The sequence below is a fragment of the Micromonospora sp. NPDC048909 genome (genome assembly GCF_040649635.1).
Classification (GTDB): domain Bacteria; phylum Actinomycetota; class Actinomycetes; order Mycobacteriales; family Micromonosporaceae; genus Micromonospora.
This window is the reverse complement of the sequence record NZ_JBEZFU010000011.1, coordinates 148,643-161,298: the sequence shown is the minus strand read 5'-3', so window position 1 is coordinate 161,298 and position 12,656 is coordinate 148,643. Positions and strand designations below refer to the sequence as shown.

Here is a 12,656-nt window from a genome sequence, read left to right as displayed (position 1 = left end):
GCACGCGCTCTATATCGGCGCAAGCGTGGTAGCCTGGGCGGCGATCCGGATCACTGGAGGAGGCGGCATGGGCATCGCGGACGACGCGGTGGAGATCCGCGCGCAGGGCTGGCGCACCCTCGCCGCACTGCACGGGCTCATCGAGACCGCCCTGGAGCGCGCGCTGCAGGCCGACCACGACCTCTCCGTGGTCGAGTACACCGTGCTGGACGCGCTGTCCCGGCAGGACGGCTGGCACATGCGGATGCGCCAGCTCGCCCGGGCCGCCGCGCTCTCCGGCAGCGCCACCACCCGGCTGGTGACCCGCCTCGAGGAGCGCGGACTGCTCACCCGGATCCTCTGCGCCGACGACCGCCGCGGCATCTACACCGAGCTGACCCCGGCCGGCTCCGAGCTGCTGACCCGAGCCCGGCCGACCCACGGCCGGGTGCTGGCCGGGGCGCTGGCCGAGGCCGAGGCCACCCCGGAGCTCGCGCCGCTGGTCGACGCGCTGCACCGGCTGCCCGCCGCCCGCTGACTGCCGCCGCTGCCGGCGCCCGCTGTCCGGCGCCCGCACCGTGCGGCGCGTCACCGCGCCCGGCAGTTGACCTCAACCCCGCTTCACCGTCGACGCTGGTCGGGTCGAGGAGCGAGGCGGAGGGCGAGATGCGGAGAATCGAGGTGGCCGCGTTCGGCGGCCCGGAGGTGCTGGCGCTGACCGAGGCGCCGGAGCCGACGCCCGGCCCCGGCGAGGTCCTGGTCGAGGTGGCCGCGGCGGACGTGCTCTGGATCGAGACGGCCATCCGGCGCGGCGCGGCCGGCGACCACTTCCCGGTCGTCCCGCCGTACCGGCCGGGAGTCGGGGTGGCCGGCATCGTCGGCGCGGTCGGCGTCGGCGTCGACCCCGACTGGATCGGGCGCCGGGTGGTCACCCGCACCGACGAGCGCGGTGGCTACCTGGAGCGCGCGGTGGCGCCGGTCGACGGTGTCGTCGTGGTACCCGACGGAGTCACTCTTGCCGAGGCGGCCGCCCTGCTGCACGACGGCGTGACCGCGTTCGGGCTGCTCGACCTGGTGCCGGTGCGCGCCGGCGACCAGGTCCTGGTCACCGCCGCGGCCGGCGGGCTGGGCGCCCTGCTGGTGCAGGAGGTGCGGGCGGCCGGCGGGTTCGTCGTCGCGGCGGCACGGGGCGCGGCCAAGCGCGAGGCGCTGTACCGGCTCGGGGCGGACCTCGCGGTGGACTACGCCGAGCCGCGCTGGATCGAATCCGTCCGGGCGGCCACCGGCGGGCTGCACGTGGTCCTGGACGGCGCCGGCGGCGAGTACGGACGCGCGGTGTTCCCACTGGTCCGCCCGGGCGGCTGGTTCTCGGCGCACGGCGCACCGGCGGGCGGATTCGCCGTGCCCGACGGCGAGGCGGCCCGGGACCGGGGCATCACCGTGGTCGGCATCGCCGACGTGCAGTTCAGCCCCGAGCGCCGGCGCCGTTACCTGCGGGCCGCGCTCGACGCCGCCGCGGCCGGCCGGATCCGGCCGCTGATCGGGCAGACGTATCCGCTGCACCGGGCCGCCGCCGCGCACGAGGCGATCGAGGACCGCTCGGCGATCGGCAAGACCCTGCTCACCGTCTGACCCGCTGGCCGTCGCCGCGGCCGGACCCCACGTGAGCGCGATACCTCAGCGGCATGAATATGACTCAGAGGTATACCGCCCGCGGCGGCATCCGCCAGCCGCCCCGGTGACACCAGGCCCGGCCACCCGGCGATATCAGGCCCGGCCACCCGGCGGTGCCGGCCGGCCCGAGCCGGCGTACGGTACCCCGATCGGCGGGCGCGGAGCCGAGCGGCGCCCACAATCGCCGTGCAGGAGGAACCGATGCAGGACCGCACCCCCCGTCCCGAGGAGCTGGATCCGATCGAGCGGGCCAGCGTCGACGAGCTGCGGGCGGTGCAGCGCGAGCGGCTGCGCTGGTCGCTGCGGCACGCGTACGACAACGTTCCGCACTACCGCCGGGCGTTCGACGCCGCCGGGGTGCATCCGGACGACTGCCGCGACCTCGACGACCTGGCCCGGTTTCCGTTCACCGGCAAGGCGGAGCTGCGGGAGAATTACCCGTTCGGCATGTTCGCCGTGCCCCGGGAGCGGGTCGCCCGGCTGCACGCCTCCTCCGGCACCACCGGCCGGCCGACCGTGGTCGGCTACACCCGCGCCGACCTGGACACCTGGGCCCGCCTGATGGCCCGGTCGATCCGCGCGTCCGGTGGCCGCCCCGGCGACCGGGTGCACGTCGCGTACGGCTACGGCCTGTTCACCGGAGGGCTGGGCGCGCACTACGGCGCCGAGGAGCTGGGCTGTACCGTCATCCCCGTCTCCGGTGGCATGACCGAGCGGCAGGTGCTGCTGATCCGCGACTTCGAACCCGAGGTCATCATGGTCACCCCCAGCTACCTGCTCGCCATCCTGGACGAGATGGAGCGCCAGGGCATCGACCCGCGTACGACCTCGTTGCAGGTCGGCATCTTCGGCGCGGAACCGTGGACCGAGGACATGCGCCGGGAGATGGAGCAGCGCCTCGACATGCACGCGGTGGACATCTACGGGCTCTCCGAGGTGATGGGCCCCGGGGTGGCCAACGAGTGCGTCGAGACCAAGGACGGGCTGCACCTGTGGGAGGACCACTTCTACCCGGAGATCATCGATCCGACCACCGGCGCGGTGCTGCCCGACGGCGAGCGCGGTGAGCTGGTGCTCACCTCGCTGACCAAGGAGGCGATGCCGGTCGTCCGGTACCGCACCCGTGACCTGACCCGGCTGCTGCCGGGCACCGCCCGGCCGATGCGCCGGATCGAGAAGATCACCGGACGCTCCGACGACATGATGATCGTCCGTGGGGTGAACATCTTCCCGACCCAGATCGAGGAGCTGATCCTGCGTACCCCCGAACTGTCCCCGCACTTCCAGTGCGTGCTCGACCGGCAGGGCCGGATGGACACCCTGACGGTCCGGGTCGAGCGGCGGGCCGAGGTGACGCCCGACGCCGCCGAGCGGGCCGGCGCCGCGCTGGTCGACCTGGTCAAGAACACCATCGGGGTGAGCGTCGCGGTCGAGGTGACCGCCCCGGCCGCGGTGGAGCGGTCGATGGGCAAGATGCGTCGGATCGTCGACCAGCGGCAGGCGAGCTGACGTGGGGCGGCAGCGCAACGCGGCGTACGACATGTTCGACGCCGACCTGGCCTCCCGCGGTCTCGGCATCGAGCTGGTCGAGGCGGCCGACGGGGCCGCGGTGGCCCGGATGCGGGTGACCGGGACGATGCTCAACGGCCACGCCATCGCCCACGGCGGCTTCGTCTTCCTGCTCGCCGACACCGCCTTCGCCCTGGCCTGCAACAGCCGGGGGCCGGTCACCGTCGCGGCGGGTGGTGAGATCAGCTTCATCCGGCCGGTCCGGGCCGACGACGTGCTGACCGCCCGGGCCACCGAACGCACCCGGTACGGCCGCAGCGGCATCTACGACGTCACCGTCACCCGGGACGACGGCGAGGTGGTGGCCGAGTTCCGGGGGCGCAGCCGTACCCTCGCCGACGCCGACCGCCCCCGAGACGGCGGCGGACCAACGCCCGCCGACTGATCCCGTGGCCGGCGGGCCGTCGGGGCGCAACCGTCCGGATAGGATCGACGGATGCGCGTCCTGGTGGTCTCCGCACCACTGATCGGTCACGCCTTCCCGCTCGTGCCGCTCGCCGCCGCGCTGCGCGACGCCGGGCACGACGTGCTCGTCGCGACCGGCGCCGACGGGCTGGCCGTCGCGGAGTCCGAGCTGCCGGTGCACGACGTCGCGCCGGGATTCGACTTCGGTCGGATCGCCCGCGGCGTCTTCCTCCGCCACCCGTTGATCGCCCGGGCCGAACTCGCCGGGACGGCCGGCACCCGGGGCGCGGGCCTGCTCTTCGGCGCGCTCAACGACCAGCTGGCCGACCCGGTGCTCACGCTCGCCACCGGGTGGAAGCCCGACCTGGTGTTGTACGAGCCGTTCGCGCCGGCCGGGGCCCTCGCCGCCGCCCGGCTCGGCGTGCCGGCGGTACGGCAGGAGAACGCGCTCTTCGACGGTCGGGAACTGCTCCGGGCCACCACCGCCCGGCTGGCCGGCACGCTGCGCCGGCACGGCCTGACCGAGCTGCCCCCACCGGCGGCGGCCATCGCCGTCGCACCGCCCAGCGTGCTGCGCCAGGACGGCTGGCCGATGCGGTACGCCTCCTACCTCGGTGGTGGTGAGCTGCCCGAATGGCTGCGGGAGCCCGGCGACCGACCCCGGGTGCTGGTCACCCGTAGCACCCTGACCGGCCCGGGCGACGCCGGGCCGATGCCCGCCGTGGCGGCCGCGGCGGCCCGGGTCGACGCCGAGTTCGTGCTGGTCCGGCCGGACCGGCGAACCGCTCGGCGGGCGCTGCCCGGCAACGTGCGGACGGTCGACTGGATCCCGCTGCACGGCGCCCTGCCGGCGAGCGCGGCGCTGGTCCACCACGGCGGGGCGGGCAGTGTCTACACCGCCCTGATCGCCGGTGTGCCGCAGCTCGCCACGCACGGGCCGGGTGACCGACGGCAGAACGCGGAGCTGGTGGCCCGCCGGGGCGCCGGCCTCGCCGTCGCACCCCGGGAGATCACCGCCGACACCCTCACCCGGCTGGTCACCGACCCGGCCCTGCGGGCGGCGGCGGCGGAGGTCAGCCAGGAGATCGCCGCGATGCCGGGGCCCGCGGAGCTGGTCGCCCGGCTCGAAGCGCTGCGCTGACCGGCCGGGCGCGACGCCGGCCCCAGCCACCGTGACCCACCTGCCGGGCTCCGGCCCGGCGACCCGGCACCGCGGGGCAGGTGGGGCAGGATGGTCCGATGGCACACATCGCGCTGTTCCATTCCGTGTACGGGTTACGGCCGGCCGTGCTGACCGCCGCCGACCGGTTGCGTGCCGCCGGACACGAGGTGGCCACCCCCGACCTCTACGGCGTGCCGGCCGTCGACACCGTCGACGACGGGTTCGCGTTGCTGGAGAAGGTGGGCCGGGACGTGGTGCTGGAGCGGGCCCGGGCGGCGGCCGGGCAGCTGCCACCGGAGACGGTGCTGGCCGGCTTCTCGATGGGCGCCGGGGTGGCCGGCGCGCTGCTCGCGGACCGCCCGAAGTCAGCCGGCCTGCTGCTCCTGCACGGCTCCGGTGGCTCGCCGGACGCGGTCCGGCCGGGTCTGCCGGTGCAGCTGCACCTCGCCGACCCCGACGTCTACGAGCCGCCGGACGAGCTCGACGAGTGGCGGCGGGCGATGACCGCGGCCGGCGCCGAGCTGGCGGTGCTGCGCTACCCGGGCGTCGGCCACCTCTTCACCGACCCGGAGGTGCCCGATTACGACGCGGCGGCCGCCGACGCGACCTGGGCCCGCGCCCTGGCCTTCCTCGACGCGCGCTGACACCCGGGTCACGCTCAGGCAGCCGCCTCGGCCCGATGTCGCCATCGCCGCGGGGCCGTCCTGGTCGGGGCCGGTCGGCCGGGCGGATCCGGCCGAGGGCCGGACTCGACGGAGACCACGGCGAGCCGGCGAGGCGCGGCCGGATGGCCGTCCCGCGCCGCGCCACGTCGCCCCGGTGACGCCGTACCGGCGTGCCGCGCCATTGCGAATCCCGGTGCGTCGGGTGCGGGCAGCCCGGTCGCCGCTACCGACAGCGCCCGACTCGGCACCAGCGACAGGGACCTCGTCGGCACCGACGGCGACCTGGTCGGCGGCGCCGACAGCGACCTCTTCGGTGGCACCGACAGTGACCGGGCCGGCGTCGGCGACGTCAGCTCGGGCGCCGGCCTGACCAGCGCCGATGGGCTGCGCCCGGTGGTCGCGCCGGCGCGCGCGGGCGGTGTCAGCCCCGCCACCGACCCGCTCCGAGCCAGCGGGGTCGCCACGGGCGCCAGCCTGCTTCGGGTGGGCGAGATCAACTCCGCTGCCGGCCTGCTCCCGGTGGGCTGCTTCGACGCCGCCGACGGGGCCTTTCGGACACGGTCCGGCAGCACCGGTCGCCCGGGGACGCTCCGCGCCGGCTCCGCCGACTGGACGGTTGTGTTCCGGACCGGCTCCGCCGACCGGACGGCTGTGCTCCGGGTGCGCTCGACCGCCGCCGGGTCGGTCCGGTCGTCGCCGGACGCTCGCCGGGGCGCCGGGCGGGTGACGGTCGTCCGGTGCGCCGCCGGCACGCCGGGGCCCACCGGCGTGGCGTCGGCGGCGCGGCGGGCGAAGACGCGCCGGACCCGCCGGGTCAGCCGGTCGGCGGCGAGCCAGCGCAGCGCCGGCGTGGCGATCGCGTACCCGCCGGCCGGGTGGGCGAGCAGGTGGCCGGCGTCGAGCAGCAGGGACAGCACCGGGCGCGCCCGGCCGGGCGTCCAGCCGAGCAGCCGCTCCACGGCCGCTTCGCTGAACCGGACGTCGAGGGTCGCGGCGGCCATCAGCGCGGCCCGCCGCTCACCGTCGAGCCGGTCCAGCTCCGTACCGACCGCCCGCCGGATCGCCTCGGGCATCGGTGGCGCCACCGGGTCCGCGCCGTCCACCAGGGACCGGACGTACGCCTGGGCGTGGCCGGGGTAGCCGCCGACCAGGGGGCGCAACCGTTCGACCAGGCTCACCTGCTGACCGGCCCCGGTCAGCAGGTGGCGCAGCAACCGACCGGTCTGCACCGGGGCGAGCGGGCGTACCGGCACCTGGCAGCGCGGGTGCGCAGCCGGCAGCTCGTCGGCCCGGTCCTGGCCGTGCAGCGCGACGACCACCAGCGGCAGTTCCCGCGCCGCCGCCGCGGTGAAGAGCGCGTGCAGGAACCGGCCGACCGCCGGGGCGGCGCGGTCCAGGTCGTCCACCGCCACCACCACCGGCGTACGGGCGGCGAGGCGCAGCAGGATCTCCTGGCACCAGGCCGCTCCCGCCGCGGTGTCGGCGGTGCCGTCCGGCGCGGCGAGCAGCCGCTCCAGCGCGGGCAGCGCCACCGCCAGCCGGGACGGGGCCAACAGGCCCGCCAGCGTCGCGGCCAACCGTTCGCGGAGCACCGCGGGCGGGTCGTCGACGCCGGCGCCGGCCAGCCCGCGCAGCAGCTCCGCCACCGGGGCCAGCGGCTGCTCCGGATACGGCGGGCAGGACGCGACGCACCAGCGCACCGGCGCCCCGTCGACCGCGCCCACCGCCCGGGTCAGCTCGTGCAGCAGCCGGCTGCGGCCACTGCCGGACGGTCCCACCACCGCCACCCAGCGCGGGCTGCGCTCGCGTACCGCCCGGACGATCTGGTCCCGGACGGTCGCCAGCTCGCGGCGGCGGCCGACCAGCGGGCCGTCGTGGCGCGGGGCGGGCGGTGTGGCCGGCCCGACCGCGTGCCAGACCGTCATCGGCGGCACCCGGCCGGGCACCGTCACCGGGGCGAGCCGGCGCTGGGTCACCAGCCCGGCGGTGGCCCGGTGGGTGACCGCGCAGAGGGCGACCGCGCCCGGCGGCGCGTACTCCTGCAACCGGGCGGCGGTGGTGATCACCGCGCCGCTGGCCGCGCCGTGGCCGCCGCTGCGGGCGGCGGCCAGGTCGACCACCGCCTCCCCGGTGGCCACACCGACCCGGACCCGGATCGTGGTGCCGCCCACCAACGGTCGCCCGTCCAGCGCCCGCTGGATCTCCAGGCCGGCCCGGACCGCCCGGTAGGCGTCGAACCCGTCGGACTCCCGCGCGCCGAAGAGCGCCATGACCGCGTCGCCGATGTACTTCTCCACCACGCCGTGCCATCGGCGCAGCACCCGCCCCACGGTGTCGAAGTACGCCCGCTGCAGCGCCCGCACGTCCTCCGGGTCGAGCCGGTCCACCAGTGCGGTGGAGCCGACGATGTCGACGAACAGGACGGTGACCGTTCGTCTCTCCTCCGGCACCGGCCAGCGCGGCGACGGGACGCGCGGCGTGGTGGCGACGATGGTGGTCATGGGCATCGCACCTGCCCTTCCCCCCGTTGATAACTACGACCTCCGGAGATTGGCACCCCTGGGCCGACGGGGGATCGGTAGGACGACGTATGTCGGCCGCGCGCAACCTTTGGTCGCAATGTCGACGCGAGGAGTACCACATGCGGGATGCGGCCGTAGAACGGTGCGGGGGCATGTGATTAGGCTGCGTGCCATGGCCAGCGATGTGGACACTGCACCGCTCGTCGGCAGGGCCGACCTGGTGCAGGCGATCCGGGCCGCGCTGTTCGACGACGTCGCGCAGGGGCAAACGGCCGCCGTCTTCCTCAGCGGCGAGAGCGGCGTGGGCAAGACCCGGCTGCTGCGCGAGGTGGGTGCCCGGCTGCGGGACGCGGGCGCGGTGGTGCTCACCGGCTCCTGCCTGGACATCGGCGACGCCTCGCCGCTGCATCCGCTGCTGCAGGCGCTGCGGCGCTTCGACGCGGAGTTGTCCACCTCGCACGCCCGCACCTCCTCGGCGGTGCGTGGGCTGCTGCAGATGTTCGCCGACGAGACCGCCGGGCCGGACGGCGCGGGCGCGCTGCTGGAGCGGGTCTCCCGCGGGCTGCACCTGGTCGCCGAGGGCCGGCCGCTGGTGCTGATCCTCGACGACCTGCAGTGGGTCGACCGGAGCACCCGCCAGCTCCTGCTCTACCTGCTCGCGGGTCTCGGCGACCTTCAGCTCACGGTGCTCGCCGCCGTCCGGGCCGAGTCGCTGCAGGGCGCGCACCCGCTGCGCCGGGTGCTCACCGAACTGCGCCGGCTGCGCTCGGTACGGGTGCTCGACCTCGCCCCGCTGGATCGTTCCGACACCGAGCAGCTCGCCGCCGCGGTGGTCGGCGACCCGCTGCCTGCCGAGGCCGCCGAGCAGGTCTGGCAGCGCAGCGGCGGCAACCCGTTCGTCATCGAGGAGCTGGCCCGCGACCTGCGCGACGGCCGGGACGGGCTCTCCGACACCCTGCGGGAGATCTTCCTGGCCCGGGTCGACGCGCTGCCCCAGCACGCGCACGCGGTGGTGCACGCGGTCGCCGCCGGCGTGGAGCCGGTGGAGCACTGGCTGCTCGCCCGGGTGGTCCCGCTGCCCGAGCAGGAGCTCATCGAGGCGGTCCGGGCCGCCGTCGCGCACCGGCTGCTGGTCGGCGCCGACGACGGCTACCGGCTGCGGCACCGGCTCGTCGCCGAGGTGCTGGAGCACGAGCTGCTGCCGGCCGAGCGTTCGGCGCTGCACCGGCGCTACGCCGAGGCGCTCACCTCGGCGGAGGCCGAGCTGCACCAGGCCCGGTTGGCCTACCACTGGCGGCGGGCCGGTGAGCCGGCCCGGGCGCTGCCGGCGGCGATGGCCGCGGCCCAGGAGGCGGAGCGGCTGCACGGCTTCGCCGAGGCGCACCGGCACTGGTCGGCGGCGCTGCAGCTGGCCGACAACCTGGCCGGTGGGCCGCTCGCGGTCGACCGGGCCGAGCTGCTGGGGCACGCCGCCGAGGCGGCCCACCACTGCGGCGAGCACGCCCGGGCGCTGGCCCTGCTCGAGGAGCTGGCCCGCATCGACGGGATGTCGACCTGCGCGCTGCACATCCGCCGGGCCCGCTACCTCGCCGCCGCCGGCCGCTCCGCGCTGGCCGAGGCGGAGTACCGGCTGGCCCTGGAGGCCGCCGACTGCTCACCCCGCGAGCGGGCCACCGCCGCCGCCCACCTGGCCGAGCTGCTGCTGCACCTCGGCCGGTACGCCGACGCGGGCCTGCGGGCCCGGGAGGCGTTGGAGCTGGCCGCCGCGGTGGACGGCTCCACCTCCGAGGTGGTGCTGGCCAGTGCGGCGCTGGGCTTCAGCGAGGCCTACCTGGAGGACCCGGACGCCGGCCTGGCGGTGATGCGGCGGGCGTTGGCGACCGCCGAGCGGGCCGGCCGTCCCGACGACGTGGCCTGCGCGTACCTGCACCTGGCGGAGCTGCTGACCGGCCCGCTGAACATCCTCGAGGAGGGGGTGGTGGTGGCCCGCCGGGGAGCCGAGCGGGTCGCCGAGTTGGGGCTGGGTCGCACCTACGAGACCCGGCTGCTGGCGATCGCCACCAACGGGCTGTTCCGGGTGGGGCAGTGGGCCGAGGCGGAGAAGGTGGTCGCCGCGGCGCTGCGGCACCGCCCGTCCGGCGCCGACGCCGTCGAGCTGCTGCTGGCCCGCTGCCGGCTCTCGGTCGGCTACGGCGACATCGAGGCGGCCAACCGGGATCTCGACTCGGTGGCCACCGTGCTCGCCGGTGGCGGCGCCCGCCACGTGATCCCGCTGCTGACCCTGCGCGCCGGGCTGGCCATGTGGCAGGGGCGGCACGACCTCGCCCGGCAGGCCGTGCAGCGCGGCCTGACCGAGAGCCGCTCCGACGACGTGGCGATCCTCGCCGCGCTGGTCTGGCACGGGTTGCGCGCCGAGGCCGAGGCGCACGCCAGCCGGGCGGTGGCGGTCGACGAGACGTCGGTGCGGCGGCTGCGTGACGTGGCCGAGCGGGTGGCCGGCAAGAGTGAGAAGGCCGCCGGGCCGGTCCGCAACGTCGTCGACGGTTTTCTGGCGCTCTGCGCCGCCGAGGTGAGCCGGCTCGACGGCAGCGACCCGGAGCTGTGGGCCCGATCGGTCACCGAGTGGGACCGGCGCAACCACCCCTACCCGGCGGCGTACTCCCGGCTGCGCCAGGCCGAGGCGCTGCTGGCCCGGCGCAGCCGGGTGGCGACCGCCGGCAGGCTGCTGCGCGAGGCGTACCAGGTGGCGCAGGGGCTCGGCGCGGTGCCGCTGACCTCGGAGATCAAGACTCTGGCCACCCGGGCCCGGGTGTCGTTGGAGCAGCCGGAGCAGCAGCGCGGCGGGCGGGACGCGGTGCAGACCGCGCCGGCCGACGACGAGCTGGCCGTGCTCACCGCCCGGGAGCGGGAGGTGCTCGCCGCGGTGGCGGAGGGGCTGACCAACAAGGAGATCGGTCAGCGGCTCTTCATCAGCGAGCGGACCATCGGGGTCCACGTGTCGCACATCTTCGACAAGCTCCAGGTCCGCACCCGGGTACAGGCCAGCGCCATCCAGCTACGTAGCCGGCGCGGTTGAGGCCGGGCGCGCCCGTATACGTCGTTCTACTGATCCGGCGCACAGGTGTCGGCTGAAAGGCTGTGCCCTGTCGCCGGCGGTGCCGAGGTGCCGTGGACCTTTGTGGAGGAGAGATGACCGAACCGGTCTGGGGGCCCGTGCATCGGGACATCGTCGATCTGCTCGCCGATCACCCCGCCGACGTGCCGGCGGTGGTCGACCACCTCACCAAGCTGCAGGATCTCCTGGTGCGGCTGCCACCGCTGGAGGAGAGCTGCCCGCTGGCCGACTTCAACAAGCTCTACCTGACCATCACGTCCAGCGTGCTGGACGGGCTCTACGACGACCGCTTCGTCGACCCGGTCTTCCTCTCCCGGCTCGACGTGGAGTTCGCGGCCCGCTACTTCGACGCGATGCGGCTCTGGACCGACTCGAGCCCGGGCACCCCGAGGGCCTGGTCCTGCCTGTTCGAGCGGATGCGCGGCCCGGACGCGCGTCCGCTGCCCTCGGCAGCCGCCGGGGTCAACGCACACATCAACTTCGACCTGCCGTTCGCGCTGGTCACCACGTTCGATCACCTGGAGTCCGAGCCGGTCGACGGCAGCGACCAGCACCACGACTACCTCGAGATCAACAACATCTTCGCGGACAAGATCCCCGGGCTGCGCCGGGGCTACCTGGAGCGGTGGCAGCTGCTCATCGACATGCTCAACGGCGACATCGACGACTGGTACCAGGGGGAGCTGGTCGAATACACCCGCGATGTCGCCTGGCGTAACGCGCAGAAGATCTGGCGGTGCCGGCACGACCCGGCCGCCCATGAGTGCGAGCGTACCCGGCTGGACGAGAATGCCGCGGCGCTCGGCCGGCTGCTGCTGTCGCCCCTCGGGGCGTTCCTGCAGTAGCCGGGACGGGGGGTCCCCGCGTTCCGTCCGGGGGGCGGAACGCGGGGACGCGTCCATCGCGGGACCCGATCGCCGGTCTACGGCTAGGGCCTCGGCGCAGGTCGGCCGGCTCCGGGGGGTGTCGGCCGACCCGTACCGGGTACGTGCGCGCCATGACCGTCCTGGCCCGACGGCGGCCCGCCGCCCGTCCTCGTCCCGCCCACCCTGGCCCGGCGCGGCCGCGCGGCGCGGCACCCCGGCCCACCTGCCCCGGCGGTACGAGGTGAACCACGCCCGGGCGGTACGCCGGTGACCAGCCCCGGCCGGCGCTTCCCGTTCCGCTTCGACCACCGGTTCCGTCCGGCGCTGGCGCTGATCGGCGTCCACCCGGGGACGGCCTGGGTCGAGCTGGACGGCGAGCGACTGCTCGTCCGGTTCGGGCCATGGCGGCTGCGGACCACCCGGGACAACGTCACCGGGGTCGAGCGCGGTGGCCCGTACCGTTGGTGGCGGGTGATCGGGCCGCACCTGTCGCTCGCCGACGGCGGCGCGACCTTCGGCACCAGCACAGCCGGTGGGGTCTGTGTCCGGTTCGATACCGCGGTTCCCGCGGTGGCGCCCGGGCCGTGGTTGCGCCACCCGGCGGTGACGGTGACCGTCGCCGACCCGGAGGCGCTGGCCCGGGCGCTGACCGGCCCGGTCACGCACTGACCGGTTGTCCCGGCTTCGTCGGTTCCGTCG

Annotated in this window: 10 protein-coding genes; 9 read left to right on the top strand and 1 reads right to left on the bottom strand. The window is 75.7% G+C overall.

Annotated features, from left to right (window positions below; translation table 11 throughout):
- Positions 1-67: 67 nt before the first annotated feature.
- From AB0C04_RS26090 to AB0C04_RS26065, 6 genes are all read left to right on the top strand, one after another.
- On the top strand, positions 68-517 hold the full coding sequence (locus AB0C04_RS26090) for a MarR family transcriptional regulator (protein ID WP_357059147.1): 450 nt from the start codon (positions 68-70) through the stop codon (positions 515-517).
- A gap of 128 nt (positions 518-645) precedes the next feature.
- Entirely contained in the window at positions 646-1,611 is a 966-nt protein-coding gene (locus tag AB0C04_RS26085; protein WP_357059144.1) for a zinc-binding dehydrogenase, read from the top strand.
- A 243-nt stretch (positions 1,612-1,854) separates the two neighbouring features.
- Positions 1,855-3,162, top strand: coding sequence for a phenylacetate--CoA ligase PaaK (gene paaK / locus AB0C04_RS26080; RefSeq protein ID WP_357059141.1), 1,308 nt, complete (start codon positions 1,855-1,857; stop codon positions 3,160-3,162).
- A 31-nt stretch (positions 3,163-3,193) separates the two neighbouring features.
- The gene (paaI, locus tag AB0C04_RS26075) at positions 3,194-3,607 is read left to right on the top strand and encodes a hydroxyphenylacetyl-CoA thioesterase PaaI (protein ID WP_357059348.1); all 414 of its coding nucleotides are present in this window, start codon (positions 3,194-3,196) and stop codon (positions 3,605-3,607) included.
- A 51-nt stretch (positions 3,608-3,658) separates the two neighbouring features.
- Positions 3,659-4,768 (top strand): nucleotide disphospho-sugar-binding domain-containing protein, encoded by a 1,110-nt coding sequence (locus AB0C04_RS26070; RefSeq protein ID WP_357059138.1) that lies wholly within the window; start codon positions 3,659-3,661, stop codon positions 4,766-4,768.
- A 98-nt stretch (positions 4,769-4,866) separates the two neighbouring features.
- Positions 4,867-5,433, top strand: a complete 567-nt coding sequence (locus tag AB0C04_RS26065) for a dienelactone hydrolase family protein (protein WP_357059135.1) — start codon at positions 4,867-4,869, stop codon at positions 5,431-5,433.
- A 14-nt stretch (positions 5,434-5,447) separates the two neighbouring features.
- On the opposite strand, the gene AB0C04_RS26060 is transcribed toward AB0C04_RS26065, so the two are convergent.
- On the bottom strand, positions 5,448-7,955 hold the full coding sequence (locus AB0C04_RS26060) for an AAA family ATPase (protein WP_357059132.1): 2,508 nt from the start codon (positions 7,953-7,955) through the stop codon (positions 5,448-5,450).
- Positions 7,956-8,148: 193 nt separating this feature from the next.
- Here AB0C04_RS26060 and AB0C04_RS26055 point away from each other — a divergent pair, with 193 nt between their 5' ends.
- The 3 genes from AB0C04_RS26055 (at position 8,149) to AB0C04_RS26045 (ending at position 12,626) form a co-directional block, all read left to right on the top strand.
- Positions 8,149-11,052 carry an AAA family ATPase gene (locus tag AB0C04_RS26055; RefSeq protein WP_357059129.1) on the top strand — a complete coding sequence of 968 codons (2,904 nt, stop codon included), beginning with the start codon at positions 8,149-8,151 and terminating at the stop codon, positions 11,050-11,052.
- 113 nt (positions 11,053-11,165) lie between these two features.
- Positions 11,166-11,936: a DUF5995 family protein gene (locus tag AB0C04_RS26050; protein WP_357059126.1), complete on the top strand. Its 771-nt coding sequence runs from the start codon at positions 11,166-11,168 to the stop codon at positions 11,934-11,936.
- A 288-nt stretch (positions 11,937-12,224) separates the two neighbouring features.
- Positions 12,225-12,626 (top strand): hypothetical protein, encoded by a 402-nt coding sequence (locus AB0C04_RS26045; RefSeq protein ID WP_357059123.1) that lies wholly within the window; start codon positions 12,225-12,227, stop codon positions 12,624-12,626.
- The last annotated feature ends 30 nt before the right edge of the window (positions 12,627-12,656 follow it).